The organism is Saccharopolyspora sp. MMCC62, assembly GCF_057736575.1.
The window spans coordinates 353,845-370,738 of the sequence record NZ_JBYKCM010000004.1 but is presented as its reverse complement, the minus strand read 5'-3'; the positions used below and the strand labels follow the sequence as shown (position 1 = coordinate 370,738).

Genomic DNA, 16,894 nt, shown 5'->3' with positions numbered 1-16,894 from the left:
ATTGCTAGAGACTGCTGACAGCGATACGCGCACAGGGAGAAGCTCCATGGCTCAGTACGTGCTGCCCGAGCTGGACTACGACTACTCGGCGCTGGAGCCCGCGATCTCGGGTGAGATCAACGAGCTGCACCACAGCAAGCACCACGCGACCTACGTCAAGGGCGCCAACGACACGATCGAGAAGATCGCCGAGGCGCGGGACAAGGGCGACTTCGGGTCGATCGTCGGCCTGGAGACGACGCTGGCGTTCAACCTGGCCGGGCACTCGCTGCACCTGGTGTGGTGGAAGATCCTCTCGCCGAACGGCGGGGACAAGCCGACCGGCGAGCTGGCGGCGGCCATCGACCAGGACTTCGGGTCGTTCGACAAGTTCCGCGCCCAGCTGGAGGCCGTGTCGACCACGATCCAGGGCAACGGCTGGGGCGTGCTGGCGTGGGACCCGGTGGGCCAGCGGCTGATCACGCAGCAGCTGCGGGACCACCACTCGAACCTGTCGATCGCCACCACGCCGCTGCTGGTGTTCGACATCTGGGAGCACGCCTACTACCTGCAGTACAAGAACGTGAAGGCGGACTACGTCAAGCAGTTGTGGAACGTCGTGAACTGGGACGAGGTCGGCAAGCGGTTCGCCGACGCCCGTGCCGGCTACAACGGGCTGCGGCTGCCGACCGCCTGATCTTCCTTCCCGCGGCCGCGCGGGACCACGGACCGGCGGTGGATGCTCCGACAAGCGAAGCTGCCGACACTTCGGGGCCTTCCCACGGGAGGGCCCCGAAGTGCTGTCCGGGCCCTTGAGCGCCGCCCAGGCCCTCGATCGCTGTCCGGCCCCTCGAGCGCTGCCCGGCCGCCTGCGTGCCGTCCGGCCCCGACCTGCGCGTGCGCGACCCACCCCGAACGCGAACGAGCCCCGCCTCCCGGAGGAGACGGGGCCCGCTCTGTTCCCGAACTGACTGCCGCTCCCACCACGAAGCGGACATGTATTAGGTTAGCCTAACCTCCCAGGGTCCGCAACCCCCGATCTCCAGCGGCGCAGCAGCACCCCGCACGCCACCGCTGCGGCCAAGGACGCCAGCCCGCCCAGCAGCAGCGGCGACCGCGGGCCCAGCACCTCCGCCAGCCACCCGGACGCCAGCCCGCCCAGCGGTTTCCCGCCGAGGAACAGCAGCATGTACAGGCCCATCACGCGCCCGCGCATCGACGGCTCCACCACCAGCTGCACCGTGGAGTTCGCGCTGGTCGTGAAGGTCATCACCGCGATCCCGACCGGCACCAGCATCACCGCGAACGTCCAGTAGGACGGCATCAGCGAGCCGACCGCCTCCAGCAGCCCGAACGCGCCGGCCCCCAGCACCATCAGCCGCAGCCGCGAACCGGGATTCCTGCTGCGGCGGGCGGCGAGGGTGGCGCCGGACAGGGTGCCGACGGCGAGCATCGTGATCAGCAGCCCGTAGCCGTCGGCGTTCCGGTCGAAGACGTTGCGGGCGATCACCGCGAAGGTGCTCTCGAAGTTCATGCCGAACGTGCTGACGCAGAACACCAGCACCATCACCGCGACCAGGTCGGGCCGCCGCAGCGCGTAGCGCAGCCCGGCCCGCACCTGGCCGCGCTCCTTCGGCACGGGCTCGCCGCGGTGCAGCTGCGCCGCGTTCATCAGCAGCAACCCGCCGACCACGGCCGCCGAGCTGATGCCGTTGGCGATGAACACCCACCCGGTGCCGATCGCGGTGATGAGCAGCCCGGCGATGGCGGGCCCGACGATCCGCGCCAGGTTGAACGTCATCGAGTTCAGCGCGACGGCGTTGGTGAGCTGCGCGGGACCGACCATCTCCACGACGAACGACTGCCGCACCGGCGCATCGACCGCCGCGAAGCAGCCGAGCACGAAGCACAGCGCGTACACCTGCCACAACCGCGCCGCCCCGGACACGTCGAGCAGGCCGAGCAGCAGTCCGCAGGCGCCGAGCGCGGTCTGGGTGGCGACCAGCAGCCGCCGCTTGTCGAACCGGTCGGCGGCGGTGCCCGCCCACAACGTCAGCAGCAGCGTCGGCAGGAACTGCAGCGCCACGGCCACGCCGAGCGCGCCGGGGCTGCCGCCGGAGAGCTCCAGCACCAGCCAGTCCTGCGCGGCCCGCTGCATCCAGGTGCCGGTGAGCGAGACGACCTGGCCCGCCGCGTAGTAGCGGTAGTTGCGCACCCGGAGCGAACCGAACATGCCGCCGGTCGCGGCCGGTGGCTCCGCGACGGACGGCGGGGTGCGGGTTCCGGGATCGGAGTGCGGCGCGGCGCTCCCGCGATCGCCCGGTGGGCCGGGGTCGGCGCCGGTTCCGCGCTCGGCGCGGCCGCCGGGTTCACCGGCGCGCACGTCCGCGGACGCACCCGGAGGTGCGCCGAGCTCGCCGGTGGGTGTGCGGTTCGCACCGTCCGGGTCGGGCCCCGACGGGTGCAGCGATTCCTCTGCCGCCGACGTGCTCAGCTCCCTCCTAGCGCTGCGAGATCCGTTCCATGATCTCGGCCGCGTGACTCAAGGTCGCGCGTTCTTCCCTGGTGAGTTCGGCCAGCTGGACGTCCAGCCAGCGCTCGCGGGCGGAGATCTCCTCCTCGATGCGGGCGCGGCCCGTGTCGGTGAGGTCGACGACGGCCTGCCGCCCGTCGGTGGGGTGCGGGGTGCGCACGACCAGGCCGAGGCCTTCGAGTGCCGCGATCACCCTGGTCATCGAGGGCGGCTGCACGCCTTCCTTCGCCGCGAGGGTGCCCGGCGTCATCGCCCCGGCCTTGTAGAGGCAGGACAGCGCGGACAGCTGGGAGAGCGTGACGACGGAGTCGGTGCTCTGCGCCCGCAGCCTGCGGTTGAGTCGGACGGAGGCCATCCGCAGCCGGGTGGCCAGCGTGCGCTCCCGTTCAGCGATCTCGGACACGTCGTTAGTCTACCAAACTATTTGACGACATTTCGGTCATACGCCCCGTCTTCGGACGCGATGCGCGGAGCTTAGTGCCTCCCCCGCCCCGCACGACCCCCGAACGCCCCATCTTCGATCTTCAGCAGGACCAGGGCCGCAGCCCGCCCGGCGGTCGAGCGGGCCGCGCACCTTGCACTGCCCGTCCCTGAGCCTGCCCGGCGGGCCGGTTTCCTGTCAGCGGCGAAGCCGCTGAGCCGACGACCACCCAAGACACCGGCACCGCAGCGGGTTCTCAGCTGCTTCCTCGCGAGGACAGCGATTTCTCCTGTAGCGGAGCCACCGGTGAAATCGATCCCGCAGCGAGGAAGCAGCTGAGGTTCCGCCACCCGACCACTACGCGGCAGAAGCAGCGAGAACAGGCGTCAGGCGAACAGCGCCGAGATCGGGTCGGCGACGAAGTAGAGGACGAACGCGGCCGACACCACCCACATCAGCGGGTGCACCTGCCGGACCCGGCCGGTGGCGGACTGCAGCAGCACGTAGCAGATGAACCCGACCCCGATGCCGTTCGCGATCGAGTAGGTGAACGGCATGACGACGATGGTGAGGAACGCGGGCAGCGCCTTGGTGAAGTCGGACAGGTCCACGTCCCGGATCTGCCCGAGCATCATCGCGCCCACCACGACCAGCGCCGGCGCCGCCGCCTCCACCGGGATCACGCTGTAGAGCGGGGTGAAGAACATGGCCGCGAGGAACAGCAGCCCGGTCACCACGTTCGCCAGCCCGGTGCGCGCGCCCTCCGCGATGCCGGACGCGGATTCCACGAACACCGTGTTGGAGCTGGCCGAACCGACCCCGCCCGCGACGGCGCCCACGCCCTCCACGGCCAGTGCCTTGCCGATGCCCGGCAGGTTGCCCTTGCGGTCGGCGAGGCCCGCCTCCTTGCCGAGGCCCGTCATGGTGCCCATCGCGTCGAAGAAGTTCGCCAGCACCAGCGTGAACACCAGCATCGCTGCGGCCAGCGCGGGCAGCCGCGTCCACGCGCCGAACGAGATGTCCCCCACCAGCGACAGGTCCGGCAACCCGAAGATCTCCGCGGGCGGCGCCGGGTAGCCGAGGTTCCAGCCGTGCGGATCGGTGCCCTCCGACGGGCCCGCGTGCACCAGCGCCTCGACGACGATCGCCACCACCGTGTTGACCACGATGGCGATCAGGATGCCGCCCCGCACCTTCCGCGCCACCAGGATCCCGGTGAGCACCAGCCCGAACGCGAACACCGCCGTCGGCCAGGACGCGATGGACCCGTCGATGCCCAGCCCCACCGGCACCGTGGTGTTCGCCGCGTCCGGCAGCCTGCGCACGAACCCGGCGTCGACGAGCCCGACGAAGCTGATGAACAGGCCGATGCCGACCGCGATGGCCGCCTTCAGCTCCGGTGGCACCGCGTTGAACACGGCGGTGCGGAACCCGGTGGCGACCAGCACCAGGATCACCAGGCCGTCCACCACCACCAGGCCCATCGCCTCCGGCCAGCTGACCTGCTGGGCGATGGTGACCGCGAGCAGCGTGTTGATGCCGAGGCCCGCGGCGATCGCGAACGGGTAGTTCGCGACCAGCCCGAACAGCAGCGTCATCACACCCGCGACGAGCGCCGTGCTCGCGGCGACCTGCGGCACCGTCAGCACATGCCCGAGCACGTCCCGCTTCGCCGTCGGCGAATCGGCCGAGTAGCTGCCGAGGATCAACGGGTTCAGCACGATGATGTAGGCGACGGTGACGAAGGTGACCAGCCCGCCGCGCAGTTCCCGGCTCAGCGAAGAACCGCGCTCACTGATCTTGAAGAATCGGTCCAGCGCGCCGGTGGCCCGTCCCGCGCCACCACTGCCCGCCGACCCCGCCGCGTTCGAACCCGTTCCCGCAGAACTCACGCGACGATCCTCGACATCGCGTTCCGCGCCCGCAACGGGCTCCGAACCGGGTTCACCAGAACTTTTCAACGGCTCTTCCGCAGCACCGCGCGAATCGTCCGGTTCCCTGTCCGCCATCACTACCTCACCCCGCTCACGACTACCGGGGTAGCCTGCCCGACGTGGCCGAAGACAGCGCACGCACCCCCTCCTCACCAGCGACGACACCACCCGAACCGGCGCACACCGTGCCCGCCCTGCCGCGCAGGCTGGCGCAGCCGACACCGGTGGTGCTGGCCGGGACCGCGCTGTGGCTCGTGGGAGTCGCGCTGTTCGCCGCGACCGCGCCCGGCGGCATCGAGTTCTGGACCTGCGTCGCCGGATTCGCCCTCGGCCTCACCGGCTACGGGGTGTTCCGCTGGCAGCGCTCCGCGTCACGACGCGGATCGCGCGGCGCGTGGAAGGGTTTGTCCGGCCTCGACGGCTGACTCCGATAGCGGAAAGTCACCTTCCCCGACTCGGCCGTTCGCTAGTCTGCTGCTCGCGAAGTACCGACAACTGGGGAGTTGCGCGTGGCATCCAAGCTCGATGTCGATCGCCTGGAATTTGCCGTCCTCACCGGCTGGGCGGGGCTGAAGCGGATACCGCCGGTCTTGCAGTACAGCCATTACGGCACGCCCGTGCAGGACGTGGGGGCGGAGCTGAACGCCGCCGCTGTTCGAGTCAGGCAGCGTGGCCTCGCCGACCGGTCGAACAAGGTCAACGACGCCGTGTGGGATCTCGTCGCCGCTTATGCCGCCCCCAGCATCGAGTACGACCTGCGGTTCTCCGCGCAGAAGGGCACCGAGCTGCGGGCCTCGATCTCCCAGTCGGGCAACGTCGCACTGCGCACCGTCGTGTACGGCGACCGGTACGTGCTCGAACGGGTCCGTCCCGAAGACGTGGTCCCCGCGCTGATCTCGGTCTTGCCCGAGCACCAGCCGATGAAGATGAAACCCGTCAACGTCGACCTCACCGAGATGCGCACCGTGATGGCCGACGTGGCCAAGAAGGGGATCACGGACGCGCGTGCCGTCGAACAAGGACTGCGCAGCCGGGGGATCGACGTCTCCGGCTTCCGCCGAGCCACCGAACTGCTCGACGGCACGAAGCTCGGCGCCGGTCAGATCGGCGTCACGGTGTGGAACGCGCAACGCAAGGAGTTCCGCGGCGAGCACACCGTGCAGGTCATCGACGTGGAGGGTGGCCGGACCGCCATCTACAACAGCGGCCGCCAGCGCATGGTCGCCGGCGCCGATCTCTCCACCTTTCGCCGCGTACTGGGAGACCTCATCTCGAACGCGCAGCGGGTCGCTGCTTGGTGATCTCCCAACGTTGGGCCGAACGCGTGATCCGGCCCGCCCGTCGGGAACGAACGACGGTCGAACGCCGTCGGATCAGTGCACCGCACACTCGTGATCTGGCAAGCTACTGGCCGATCACGGAGCTACGTGACACTAGGGGGTAAGACAGCATGGCCACCATCAACACCACCGTGAACAACGGGGGCGTGACGTCTGGGGCGTCGTTCTCCGTCGACACGGACGCGATCCCGGGCATGATCGCCAAGTACGAGGACGCCCGGGACGAACTGGACGAGATCCTCGGCTCGGCGAAGGACTTCGCGCTCCTCCAGCCGCCCGGCGACGACCAGGTCAGCAAGACCGCTGCTCATACGATCAGTCAGCTCATGGGCGGCGAAGGCGGAATCATGACGGTCGTCTCTTCGGCCCGTGAACACATCCAAGGACAGATCGACCAGCTGAAGGCTGCGCAGAAGGACTACCGCGCGGCCGATGAAGCAGCCACGCCGACTCAAGCGTAAGGAACCTTCGCCGTGCTACGCCGCGCCAGTGTGATCGCCGCATCTTTCCTCGTCCTCGCCGCAGCTTCCGCCTGTTCAGTGGGGCAAAGCGGGGGTGGGCAGCAGCCCGAACCTTCCGGATCCCAAGAGGCGGTAGATCCCGCTCTCAAGGTCGATGCCCCGAAGAACTTGAAAGGCATCACCGACGCCTGCCAACTGCTGACCCCGGAACAGCTGAACCAGCTCGGCGCCAGCGAGCCAGAGATCGAGCCTTCCACGAACCCGCAGTACCAAGAGCCCAGCTGCGACATCTCGAGCGACGCGTTGAAGATCACGATCGACATCAACACCGAACACGGCGGCATGACCGCCGCGAACGCCCGGGCGAGCAACTTCGAGAACTTCGAAGCCACTGAGGTGGACGGCTACCCCGCCGCGCAGGTCAATGCAGCAGGCAGCTTGTGCACGATCCTCACCGGGGTCGCCGATGACCAGTCGGTGGAGGTCTACTACGCGAAGAACTCGGGCGGGACACCGGAGATGGAAGACCCCTGCGGCTACGCGAAGAAGATCACGACTGAAGTCTTGAAGAACATTCCCGCAGCTTGATACCAAGCCGCCACACAGGAGAAGAGGACCGGTAATGGTCGTTCCTGCGGTTCCCATCGCAATCGGCGTAGCACTGGTGACGCCGATCGACAGCGGCAACGTCGACGCGATCATGCACAAGGTCGGTTTCGACCACCCCAAGACCTACAAGGAGATCCACGAAGGCTCCGGCCCCCAAGAAATGACGCGGGCGGCGGACGCGCTGAAGGGGGTCATCAAGGAACATTTCGGGAAGGCGCAAGAGCTCCTCGAGACAGCGAACCGCGAGGCGAACGTCGCTTGGCAGGGACAGGCCGCCGAGCAGTTCGGCAATTCGACGAAGCCGATGACGAGCTTCCTCACCAATGCCCAAACGACGTCGCAGAGCGCGGGCGACTCGGTAGATCGCCAAGTCGAGGGCTTCCTCACCGTCCGGAACGCGATGCCGGAGCCGAAGCCCGTCGACGCGACGGACAACCTCCTGGAGAAGGGCGGCGCCTGGCTCGTCGGGAGCGAGACCGACCTGCAGAAGCAGGAGCGGGAGGCCACTGAAGCCGCGGAAGCGGCGAAGCACACCTACGACACCTACGACAACACCATCCAGGCGGAAGTCCAGAACCCCCCGCGGTTCGACCCGCCGCCGACGCAGAACGGTCCGGGCGGTCAGGGCTCCTTCGACCGCAGTGGTGCGATCAACTCGCCGATGGGCGTGGGTGGCGGCGGCAATCCGGGTTCGTACGGCGGCGGCCAGGGCATCGGTGGTGTCGGCAGCGGTTCCGGGTTCGGGCCTGGTGGTTCGACCGTGCCGGACGCGCCGTCGGGCAGCGGTTCATCGTGGGCTCCTGGTTCCGCGTCTCCGCTTCCCGCGTTCAACCCCGGTGGGCCGGGTGCCGGTGGCGTCGGTGCGGGTGGCGGCGCTGGGGCCGGTGGCATGGGCCTGGGGATGGTGCCGGGCATCGGCGGCGGTTCAGGTGGCGCGGCCGGTGGTGCCGGTGCCGGTGGCCGTGCCGGCGTCGGTGGTGCGGGTGCGGGTGCGGGTGCGAACCAGCCGGGTGCGGGTGGCCGTGCCGGTGTCGGTGCGCCGGGTGCCGGTGCCGGAGCCGGTGGTGCCGCGGGTGCGGGCGCCAAGGGTGCTGCGGGTCGCGGTGGCATGGGCGGCATGGGTGCCGGTGCCGGTCGCGGCGCCAAGGGTGCCGGGGACGAGGACCAGGAGCACGAGAGCTGGCTGGAGGAGCAGGACGACGTGTGGCTGAACGACATGCCGCGCACCGCTCCCCCGGTCTTCGGCGAGTGACGATCCCCGCCTGACCGAGAACTCGGCCGCGCACCGGCTCCGGTGCGCGGCCGTTCTCGTGCGGCACCGAAGTCGGCGCCCTGCTTTCCCACCGACTCGAACGCAAGGACGGCAGAGCAGTGCTTCGGCGCGCGATCACGGCTGCGACTTCCCCGGCCACCGCGGGAGGCGGCTCGTTCGCGGGCCCATCGGCGGCGAACCGCCGCCCCCGAGAACTCACCCGCGTCACAAGGTGCGGGAGACCCGGCACCGGTGAACAGCCCGAAACGGCCCGACAGCGACGTCACCCGAACATTCCCCGTCCTGCGGTCCCCGTTCGGTGGGGAGACCACCCGTTTCTCGAACCAGATTTGAGGTTTTCCTCGTGTTACGACGTTGTGGCCTGCTCGCGGCATCTTTCGTCGCGTTGACCGCGATCTCCTCGTGTGCGCTCGGCGAGGGCGGAGAACAGCCCTCGCGAGCAGCGCCGAGCACGGAGAACATCGACCCCGCGTTGGCGGTGCGGAACCCGAAGGACCTGAAGGGGGTCACGGACGCCTGCCAGCTGCTCACCCCAGAGCAGCGGACGACTCTGCAGATCGAAGGCGCTCCGGCCCAGCGAGACAGCGAGTTCAAGGAACCGGCCTGCGAGTACGACGGCAGCGCTTTCACGGCCGCCCTCGACATCAACACCAATTCTGGAGGCATGACCGCTGCTCACGAGCGAAGGAGCAACTTCGACAACTTCGAAGCGGCCGAGGTCGCCGGATATCCGGCGGTGCAGGTGAACTTCTCCAAGAACCTCTGCAACCTGGCGGTCGGCGTGTCGGACACCCAGAGCCTCCACGTCTTCTACTCGGTGATCTCCGGGGGCACTCCCGAAATGGAGGACACCTGCGGGTACGCGCGCAAGATCGCCGCAGAGGCGTTGCAGAACATCCCGCCCGCGTAGCGAGAACCGCCTCGTCCGGCAGGTGCGCGGCCGTTCTCGTGTTCAGGGGAGGTTGTGGATGATCTGCCGGGCGGCGGGTTCGAGGAGGCGGGCGACTTCCTGCGGGTCGGCGGGCGGTTCGTGGGTGGTGTGCAGGGTGACGGTGGTCTTCCCGGACTGGAACTCCAGTTGCCAGTCCCCGTTGAGGTCGGTGAGGCAGGTGTCGCCGTCGCCGATCCGGATATCGGAGCGCACGGGTGCTTTGCCGAGGATGGCGTGGCCGCAGATGCCCGCCAGGTACCGACCGCCGGGTTCGGGTGCTTCCCAGTTCATGAACGAGGCGCTGATGCCGTCGGGCGACGGGCCGTAGATGTCCTTCTCGGCGGCGATGCGGCGGGTGCAGGAGGTGTCGACCCGGTATCCGTCGCCGTTCATCATCAGTTCGGACGGCAGGTAGGCGTCCTGCACCCAGCCGCTGGCCGTCCCGGGGAATGCGGCTTCGAGCGCGGCGGGGTTCAGCACGTCGCACGGGTTCGGCGTGTCGGCGTAGCGGCCGGTGTAGGCGATGTCGAGGGCGCGCGGTCCGGCGGCGAGCCCGTCGACGAGGCCGGTGCCGAGTTCGCGCACGACCTGCTCGGCGGGTTTTCCGCGGTAGTGCGGGTCGCTCAGGGTGATGGTGGTGTCGACGGCGACGTCCGGGCGCACGGCGGTGACCTGCCAGCCGCCTTCCCGGTCGGGGTCGCGCCAGGCGGCGACCTGGAACCCGCGGTCGGTGCGGACCTCGGCGGAGGCGTCGGCGGCGCGTTCGGCGACGATCTCCAGCCGGCTCTCGGCGGAGCGGGGCTGCTGGTAGAGCTCCAGCGAGACGACGTCGACCGAGCGGACGTCGGAGTGCACCAGGTAGTCGCAGCCGCTCATCTCCTGCCCGGCGAACGCGCGTTCCGGCGGTTCGTCCTCCTTGGCGTAGGAGTGCTCCAGCTCCCGGTTCGGCGAGATCGTCAGCCCGGCCCGTTCCAGGACGTCCGGCGGCAGCACCGCACAGGCGTCGAAGGCGGCGGGCGTGCCGTAGTGCACGGCGGGGTTGCCGGGCGTGAGCTGGAGGAGCCGTTCGGAATCCCGCTCCGGCCGGACCGCGTCCGATCCGCCGTGCAGCGCGACGACGGCGGCGGCGAGCAGCGCCAGCACGACGACGGCGAGGAGCACGAGGACGACCGGCAGCGCCTTGCCGCGGCGCGGCGGCTGCGGCCGGAGCGGGGGCTGCTGCCAGTGCGGGGGCGGGGGCCAGTTCGGCGGGGGCGGCGGGTTCCCGTGCGGTGGGTGCGGCGGCGTCATGTCGAGTCCGAATCTCGCGGGTGGCGGTCGGTGATCAGCTCAGCACGACACCCGAGGCCGCCGGAGTGGAAATGCCTGAATTCGCAGGTGTGCGGCGGAAATCGCCATCCCGCTATTACTAGTCGATCGTTCCGCTGAACGGGACGATGGCGTGTTCGCCGGTGCGGGCGGTGGTGGCGCAGACCGAGCAGGTCGGGCGGCCGTCGCGCGGTTCGAGGTCGACGGGGTCGGCGAGCACCCCGCAGCTCCCGGCGATCTCACCGGAGCGGGCGGCCGGGACGAGGTGGTTCTGGTAGCCGAACGCCACCCAGCAGCGGGCGGGCGTGTCGTGCGGTTCCACGGGGATCTCCTCGGGTGGAGGGCGACCGGGCGGCGTCGGGGAGGGGTGGCCGCCGCCCGGTCACCCGTGCGGACCGGTGTGGGGTCGGGGGTCACCACGACCGGGCCGCGTTCGGGGGCGCGCTCAGCGCGCTCGGGCCGCCAGCTCGCGCCAGCAGTCCATGCAGGTCGGCTCGCGGATCCAGTCGATCTCGTCGGCGACCCGCTGCAACTCGTCGGTGCGCACCACGACGCCGCACAGCGCGCGGGTCAGCCCACCCGGTTCGGAGCTGCGCGCGTCCAGGCCGAAGGCGTGCCGTCCACTGCTCACCGGCTGCCACCGCCCCACCTTCGCCCCATCCGCCAACATGATCGCTCCTCTCCATATCGTTTCCGGTTTAAGTATCTTGTTACCGGCACCAGATAGCTAGTGCCCGATCGATGGATCATGAAGGCGACACGGATTGGTTAAGCTGTTTTCATGGCTGGTACCAGCGAACACACGCCCAAGGCTCGCCTGCTGGGCGCCGAGCTACGGGAACTACGCAAGCAGGCGAACGTCACTACTCGTGAGCTGGCACATCAGCTTGGTACCAGCCATGTCACCATCTCCCGCTACGAAACCGGCACGCGCACACCCCGGCCGGAGGATGTCGCCCGCATTCTGGGAACACTTAGAGTTACCGGTACCAGATATGACGAGCTCATCGAGTTCGCCAGGAACGCTGGAGACAAGAACACGTTCGCCCGAAGCGCATCTGGTCCGCACAAGCATCTCGTCGAGCTGGCCGAGTTCGAGCGGTCTGCCAGCTCGATCGCCGACGTGGCGCCCACCGTGATCCCGGGACTCCTCCAGACCGCCGACTACGCGCGCTCCATCATGCGCGGATTGCCCAACCCTGAAAGGGAGATCCGAGTCGGCCTCCGAATGGCTCGGCGAGACGTACTGTCGGGAAGAACAGCGAAGCCGCTCACCGCGATCATCGCCGAGCACGCGCTGCGTCAACCGCTCGGCGGTCCAGCGGTCATGGCAGAACAGCTCAGGTACATCCTGAGACTCAGCGAACAGAGCAACATCACGGTGGCCGTCCTGCCCAGCGACTTGACGCACTGGACTCCCGCGCACGAAGGCGCGTTCGTCTTGTACGAGTTCGCGAAGGCGCCACCGATCGTCCAGCTGGAGCACTACCGAGCTCCAGCCTTCCTCTTCGAGACGAAGGACGTCGCTGCCTACAAGCAAGCCGTAGTGGATATCCGCACTTCGACCTTGCCTCTTGACGCCTCGGCGGGTCTGATTGCAGCGATAGCCACCGAGATGGAGGAAGCCTGATGCTGAGCGACGCGGCGAAATGGCGGAAATCCAGCCACAGCGGGCAATCCGGCAGCTGCGTCGAGATCGGCGTCTCTTCCGACGCGGTCGGCGTCCGCGATACCAAGGACCGCGACGGCGGCACCTTGCTGTTCGCCCCGCGTGCCTGGCACCGCTTCCTGCGCACGCTCAAACAGACCCGCTGAGGTGAATGGCCCACTCGCCCAGCCACGTTGGGCGGATGGGCCACTCACCTGGGAGCGCACGACGAGCCGGACACCCCCGCTCGACCGACCGGCGAACCCGCGAACTCAGCGAGGAGTGATCCGAGTGCCAGAGATGACGTGGCGCAAGTCAAGCCACTCAGCAGCCAACGGCAGTTGCATCGAGGTCGGCGCCTCCCCCGACGCCGTCGGCGTCCGCGATACCAAGGACCGCGACGGCGGCACGCTGCTGTTCCACCGGCGCACCTGGCACCACTTCCTGCACACGCTCAAGCAAATCCGCTGAGGTGAATGGCCCATTCGCCCAACCATCTTGGGCGAATGGGCCATTCACCTGTGGGGTCAGCGGAGCAGGGTGACCGCTTCCGGGTCGGCGAGCAGCGCGGCGAGGGCGAAGCGGGTGTCCCACGAGCCGGCCGCCCAGGCGAGGGCGCGGGCCAGGCCGTCGGGCGTCCGCTCGGCGTGCACCGCACCGGTCGCGTCGACCCACCAGTGCACGCGCCGCTCCCCCTCGCGGGTGCTGACGCGCAGCCCGTCGTGCAAGGTCACCGAGCCGTTCGGCACCGCGAGCCCCAGCAGTTCGCAGGAGCCGGGCACCCGCGCGACCTCGGCCCACTGCTGCGCGCGGCCGTCGGACAGCACCCGCATGGTGCTCTCCTCGGAGGCCAGCGGGAGGTCCAGGAGTTCGGCGAGCGCTTCGGCGTCGAACTGGTCGGGGCCGCCACCGGCGACGACCAGCGGCGCCTCCAGCACGCCGAGCATCCACGGCTCGTCCAGCACCACGGCCCGCTCCGCGCTGACGACCGCGCCGGACAGGGACCGCACCGATTCGGGCGGCCCGGCGAAACCCGGGCGGATGACGCCGTCGACGACGGCGTTCGCGAGTTCGCGGTGCGCGCGCAGCGCGGTGCCCGCGCGGATGCCGCGGTCCGGGTCGCCGAGCCGGGCCACCAGGTCCGCGGCGTCGTCCGGGTCGTCGACGCGCAGCTCGCCGCGCACCCCGGCAAGCCGCAGCCGCCGCGAGTCCAGGCCGAGGTCCGGCACCGGGTCGTAGATGCCCGCGATGTCCTCGGCCTCCGGCAGCCGCCAGGACCGGGGTTCGCGGCCGTCGAGGACGGCGAAGCGGGACAGCCACCACGCGGGGTGGCTGTGCGGGTCCTCCAGGACGTGCGCGATGTCCGGGGAGTCGGTGAGCAGCCGGATCGCCTGCGGCCACGCGTCGTCGGCGACCAGGTCCAGGTCGCGGACCGCGGTGAACCGCGCGGGCGGCCAGGCACCGCCCGCGAGGTGCTCCTGCTCGTGCCACCAGCGGACGCTGTCGGCGAACTGCTCGTCCGGGTCGATCGGGTCGTCCTCGACGTGCAGCGCGAACGAGTCCAGCACTCCGACGGAGCGCAGCAGATCGCGCGGCCAGCGCGCGGCGAACGCGCCGTCCAGCACGCCCAGCGAACCGTCCGGCCCGACCTCGTCCGGGTCGAGCACGGCGAGCAGCGCCGCGTCCGGCAGCAGCAGCTCGTCGGCGCGGCGGATCTCGCCGTCGCGGTCCGGCATGGCCAGCGCGGCCAGCCAGTCGTGCGGGTGCGAGTCGCGGACCAGGCCGAGCACCGATTCGGTCAGCGGCAGCACGTCGGCGCCCACCCGGGCTTCGGCGACGCTGCCGCGCACGGCTTCCGCCAGCGGCGGGGCGTCGAGCAGTTCCGCGGGTCCCGCGCGGTGCGCGCCGAGCTGCTCCAGCAGCGGGTGCGCCGCGTCCGGGTGCGCGATGCGCAGCCCGCTGATGTCCAACGTGGACAGCACGGCGGCGGGTCCGGAGTCGGCGGCACCATCGGTGAGCAGCACGTCCCGGGCGCCGGTGACGGTGCGGCCGTCGGCCAGCGGCACCGGCAGCGCCGCGAACTCCTCGCGGGCGCGCAGATCGGTGCGCTGGATCGGGGCCAGCGCCTCGTACAGCCGGTGCCACCAGGACGGCGGGCGCTCCAGCCCGCCGACCGCGGCGACCAGCTCGGCCGACCCGAGCCGCCGCACCTCCAAGGTGCTCAGCGCGCGCCGCTGCCGGGCGTCCGAGAGGTCCGCGGCCAGCAGGCCCGGCACCACGTCCGCCAGCAGCGACACCAGTTCCGGCGAGTAGTAGTCCAGCACCTCGGCCCCGCTCGGAGCCACCGAGCCACCGGCACCACCGGGCAGCCACGCGCTGATCCGCAACCGGTCCAGCACGGCCTGCCGCAGCTTTCCGTCCACATCGGACAGCGGGAAGCCGGGCAGCGGCACCAGCGCGGTGCGGTGTTCCGGCGCGACCTTCGCGACCAGGTCCGGGTAGCTCTCCGCGGCGAACGTCAGCACCGAGTCGACCGCGGGCGACGCCGCGACCCGCCGCCGGTCCGCCTCCACCGGCAACCCGGCCAGCAGCCGGGCGGGCAGCGACAGCCGCTCCTCGGTGGGCGTCGGGGCGTGCAGCACGTCCTCGGCGAGCGGGATCGGCACGTCGTCGGGGCCCAGCGGCACCGCCCAGCACGCCCACCAGCTCGCGCCGCGCTTCGCCTCCGAACCCAGGCCTTCCAACGCCGACTCGCCCAGCTCACCGGACACCCGGTGCAGCAGCCAGCGGTCGCTGCGCTGCGGGCCGTGCACCACCGCGCGGGAGGAACCCTGGTCCTCGCGGCGCCACGACCGCGGGCCGACCTGGACCTCGCGCAGCGCGGGCAGCGCCAGCAGCAGGTCCGCGGCGCGCTCGGCGAAGCCCGCCAGCAGCGCATCACCGTCCACATCGGACCGGACGGGCAGCCGCACCTCAGTGCTGAAGCCCTCCGGCGGCCGCTCGTCCGACGGCCACGCGAGCCGCAGCACCGGCACGCCGCCGTCGCGGGATTCGAGTTCCTTCGCCGGGCCCGGCAGCGCCGCCGCCTCGGCCCGGGTGCGCTCCGCGGAGAACTCCACCCCGCCCGAGGTCGACACCACGCGCGGCGCGTCCGTCACCGCCAGCACCGCGGCGAAACCCACGCCGAACCGGCCGACCGTCGCGCCCTCGCGCTTCGCCGACGCCCGCAGCGAGGCCAGCGCCGCCACGCCCTCCGAGGTCAGCGGCGCGCCGGTGTTCGCCAGCCGCAGCTCACCGTCCTCGAACCGGACCCGCAGCACGCCGTCCGCACCCGCCGCGTCCGCGGCGTTCTGCGCCAGCTCCACCAGCAGCCGGTCCCGGTAGCCGCCGAGGCGCAGATCCTCCTCGGCGTTCGCGTCCTCGCGGAACCTCGTCGGCGAGGAATCCCAGGACTCCAGCACGGCCCGCCGCAGCTCGGCCGTGCCGAACACGTCCTGCGCGGTCACCCGCGCGACTCGAAGTCCAGCGTGGTGTCGTCGTAGACGACTTCGGCGACCGGGACCGTCGAGGACGTGTCCACCTCGGCCTCCGAATGCGCGCCGCAACCGAACTCCACGTGCACCACGCGGCCGTCCGCCGGGGCGATCTCGTTGCCGCACACGCCGAACGCGGCCTGCATCGACCCCGCCAGCTGCAGGAAGAAACCGCAGGTGCCGCACGCGCCGGGCGCCAGCTTCGCGATGTCGCTGCCCGGGCCGAACTCGCCCTGGTGCCAGCGCTCCGCGGCCGCCAGCCGGCCCTCGTGGCTCAGCACCCGCTTGCGGCCCAGGCCCACCTCGTGCGCCAGCGACTCCACGCCCTGGTCCGCACCGGACAGGTAGCCCTCGGCCAGCCGCGGATCGCCCGGGGCGCTCGGCAGCAGATCACCGGCACCCAGGTCGCCCGGACGCAGGCGCTCGCTCCACGGCACCCAGGCCGGCGCGGTCAGCGCGTCCTGGCCCGGCAGCAGCACGACCTCGCTGACCGTGACCGGCTCACCCGGACCGGCGATCGCGACGGTCACCGCCCAGCGCCAGCCCACGTACCCGGGGTAGTTCGATTCGAAGTAGTGCGTCGCCGCGTCCGGCCCCTCGGCCTCCACCCCGACGTGCGCGCCGACCGGGGCGTCCGCCGCATCGACCGTGAGCACCGGCGAACCGATCGGGTCGGCTGCCGGACCCGCTTCGCCCTCGGCGGCGGCGCGGGCCGTCTCCACGGCCGCTGCCAGCGTCGGGTCGAGCCGGGCCGGTTCGGACTGGGCCGGTTCAGGCTGGGTCCCCGTGGACTCGCCGCTCGGCTCGCCGGGAACTCCGAGCGGAGCGTCCGGGTCGGTGGTCGGAGCAGGCATAGGCGTCACGTGCTCGATTGTGCCGTACGCGGTCGATGCGGTCGCCGCCCGTGTCAGGCTTTCGGGGTGC

Annotated in this window: 18 protein-coding genes; 10 read left to right on the top strand and 8 right to left on the bottom strand. The window is 70.7% G+C overall.

Annotated elements, in window-relative coordinates:
- The first annotated feature begins 46 nt into the window (after positions 1-46).
- A complete protein-coding gene (locus AC29IT_RS12160; protein ID WP_224962331.1) occupies positions 47-676 on the top strand; it encodes a superoxide dismutase in 630 nt (209 codons plus the stop codon).
- A 309-nt stretch (positions 677-985) separates the two neighbouring features.
- Here the strand turns inward: AC29IT_RS12160 and AC29IT_RS12155 are convergent, their stop codons facing one another.
- The 3 genes from AC29IT_RS12155 to AC29IT_RS12145 form a co-directional block, all read right to left on the bottom strand.
- Positions 986-2,362, bottom strand: coding sequence for an MFS transporter (locus tag AC29IT_RS12155; protein ID WP_488218754.1), 1,377 nt, complete (start codon positions 2,360-2,362; stop codon positions 986-988).
- Positions 2,363-2,480: 118 nt separating this feature from the next.
- On the bottom strand, positions 2,481-2,915 hold the full coding sequence (locus tag AC29IT_RS12150; protein WP_358434013.1) for a MarR family winged helix-turn-helix transcriptional regulator: 435 nt from the start codon (positions 2,913-2,915) through the stop codon (positions 2,481-2,483).
- A gap of 404 nt (positions 2,916-3,319) precedes the next feature.
- A complete protein-coding gene (locus tag AC29IT_RS12145; protein ID WP_488218883.1) occupies positions 3,320-4,750 on the bottom strand; it encodes an NCS2 family permease in 1,431 nt (476 codons plus the stop codon).
- Between the two features lie 236 nt (positions 4,751-4,986).
- On the opposite strand from AC29IT_RS12145, the gene AC29IT_RS12140 reads away from it, so the two are divergent.
- The 6 genes from AC29IT_RS12140 to AC29IT_RS12115 all read left to right on the top strand — a co-directional run bounded on the left by AC29IT_RS12140 (position 4,987) and on the right by AC29IT_RS12115 (position 9,460).
- Positions 4,987-5,292, top strand: a complete 306-nt coding sequence (locus AC29IT_RS12140) for a DUF2530 domain-containing protein (protein ID WP_358434010.1) — start codon at positions 4,987-4,989, stop codon at positions 5,290-5,292.
- An 84-nt stretch (positions 5,293-5,376) separates the two neighbouring features.
- Entirely contained in the window at positions 5,377-6,168 is a 792-nt protein-coding gene (locus AC29IT_RS12135) for an ESX secretion-associated protein EspG (RefSeq protein WP_488218753.1), read from the top strand.
- A 149-nt stretch (positions 6,169-6,317) separates the two neighbouring features.
- The gene (locus tag AC29IT_RS12130) at positions 6,318-6,668 is read left to right on the top strand and encodes a hypothetical protein (protein WP_488218752.1); all 351 of its coding nucleotides are present in this window, start codon (positions 6,318-6,320) and stop codon (positions 6,666-6,668) included.
- A gap of 12 nt (positions 6,669-6,680) precedes the next feature.
- Positions 6,681-7,256, top strand: coding sequence for a DUF3558 domain-containing protein (locus AC29IT_RS12125; RefSeq protein WP_488218751.1), 576 nt, complete (start codon positions 6,681-6,683; stop codon positions 7,254-7,256).
- Positions 7,257-7,332: 76 nt separating this feature from the next.
- Positions 7,333-8,529, top strand: coding sequence for a PPE domain-containing protein (locus AC29IT_RS12120; protein ID WP_488218750.1), 1,197 nt, complete (start codon positions 7,333-7,335; stop codon positions 8,527-8,529).
- Positions 8,530-8,893: 364 nt separating this feature from the next.
- Positions 8,894-9,460 carry a DUF3558 domain-containing protein gene (locus AC29IT_RS12115; protein WP_488218749.1) on the top strand — a complete coding sequence of 189 codons (567 nt, stop codon included), beginning with the start codon at positions 8,894-8,896 and terminating at the stop codon, positions 9,458-9,460.
- Positions 9,461-9,502: 42 nt separating this feature from the next.
- On the opposite strand, the gene AC29IT_RS12110 is transcribed toward AC29IT_RS12115, so the two are convergent.
- The 3 genes from AC29IT_RS12110 to AC29IT_RS12100 all read right to left on the bottom strand — a co-directional run bounded on the left by AC29IT_RS12110 (position 9,503) and on the right by AC29IT_RS12100 (position 11,459).
- Positions 9,503-10,771, bottom strand: coding sequence for a hypothetical protein (locus AC29IT_RS12110; RefSeq protein ID WP_488218748.1), 1,269 nt, complete (start codon positions 10,769-10,771; stop codon positions 9,503-9,505).
- A 118-nt stretch (positions 10,772-10,889) separates the two neighbouring features.
- Positions 10,890-11,111: a hypothetical protein gene (locus tag AC29IT_RS12105; RefSeq protein WP_358433990.1), complete on the bottom strand. Its 222-nt coding sequence runs from the start codon at positions 11,109-11,111 to the stop codon at positions 10,890-10,892.
- Between the two features lie 123 nt (positions 11,112-11,234).
- Positions 11,235-11,459 carry an HC3 family zinc finger protein gene (locus AC29IT_RS12100; protein ID WP_358433987.1) on the bottom strand — a complete coding sequence of 75 codons (225 nt, stop codon included), beginning with the start codon at positions 11,457-11,459 and terminating at the stop codon, positions 11,235-11,237.
- 111 nt (positions 11,460-11,570) lie between these two features.
- Between AC29IT_RS12100 and AC29IT_RS12095 the strand changes: the two genes are divergently transcribed.
- The 3 genes from AC29IT_RS12095 to AC29IT_RS12085 all read left to right on the top strand — a co-directional run bounded on the left by AC29IT_RS12095 (position 11,571) and on the right by AC29IT_RS12085 (position 12,908).
- Positions 11,571-12,419, top strand: a complete 849-nt coding sequence (locus AC29IT_RS12095; RefSeq protein WP_358433984.1) for a helix-turn-helix domain-containing protein — start codon at positions 11,571-11,573, stop codon at positions 12,417-12,419.
- Positions 12,419-12,604 carry a DUF397 domain-containing protein gene (locus tag AC29IT_RS12090; RefSeq protein ID WP_358433981.1) on the top strand — a complete coding sequence of 62 codons (186 nt, stop codon included), beginning with the start codon at positions 12,419-12,421 and terminating at the stop codon, positions 12,602-12,604. The genes AC29IT_RS12095 and AC29IT_RS12090 overlap by 1 nt, the downstream gene beginning before the upstream one ends.
- A gap of 133 nt (positions 12,605-12,737) precedes the next feature.
- Positions 12,738-12,908: a DUF397 domain-containing protein gene (locus tag AC29IT_RS12085; RefSeq protein WP_358434352.1), complete on the top strand. Its 171-nt coding sequence runs from the start codon at positions 12,738-12,740 to the stop codon at positions 12,906-12,908.
- A 56-nt stretch (positions 12,909-12,964) separates the two neighbouring features.
- Here the strand turns inward: AC29IT_RS12085 and AC29IT_RS12080 are convergent, their stop codons facing one another.
- Both AC29IT_RS12080 and AC29IT_RS12075 read right to left on the bottom strand, forming a co-directional pair.
- Positions 12,965-15,943: a sacsin N-terminal ATP-binding-like domain-containing protein gene (locus tag AC29IT_RS12080; protein WP_488218747.1), complete on the bottom strand. Its 2,979-nt coding sequence runs from the start codon at positions 15,941-15,943 to the stop codon at positions 12,965-12,967.
- Positions 15,940-16,824, bottom strand: a complete 885-nt coding sequence (locus tag AC29IT_RS12075; protein ID WP_358433975.1) for a DUF3027 domain-containing protein — start codon at positions 16,822-16,824, stop codon at positions 15,940-15,942. The genes AC29IT_RS12080 and AC29IT_RS12075 overlap by 4 nt, the downstream gene beginning before the upstream one ends.
- Positions 16,825-16,894: the final 70 nt, after the last annotated feature.

Excerpts from the sequence above, each read along its gene's own strand:
- AC29IT_RS12075 (WP_358433975.1), bottom strand. The coding sequence starts at position 16,824 with ATGCCTGCTCCGACCACCGACCCGGACGCTCCGCTCGGAGTTCCCGGC.
- AC29IT_RS12095 (WP_358433984.1), top strand. The coding sequence starts at position 11,571 with ATGGCTGGTACCAGCGAACACACGCCCAAGGCTCGCCTGCTGGGCGCC.
- AC29IT_RS12100 (WP_358433987.1), bottom strand. The coding sequence starts at position 11,459 with ATGTTGGCGGATGGGGCGAAGGTGGGGCGGTGGCAGCCGGTGAGCAGT.
- AC29IT_RS12090 (WP_358433981.1), top strand. The coding sequence starts at position 12,419 with ATGCTGAGCGACGCGGCGAAATGGCGGAAATCCAGCCACAGCGGGCAA.
- AC29IT_RS12160 (WP_224962331.1), top strand. The coding sequence starts at position 47 with ATGGCTCAGTACGTGCTGCCCGAGCTGGACTACGACTACTCGGCGCTG.
- AC29IT_RS12110 (WP_488218748.1), bottom strand. The coding sequence starts at position 10,771 with ATGACGCCGCCGCACCCACCGCACGGGAACCCGCCGCCCCCGCCGAAC.
- AC29IT_RS12085 (WP_358434352.1), top strand. The coding sequence starts at position 12,738 with ATGACGTGGCGCAAGTCAAGCCACTCAGCAGCCAACGGCAGTTGCATC.
- AC29IT_RS12130 (WP_488218752.1), top strand. The coding sequence starts at position 6,318 with ATGGCCACCATCAACACCACCGTGAACAACGGGGGCGTGACGTCTGGG.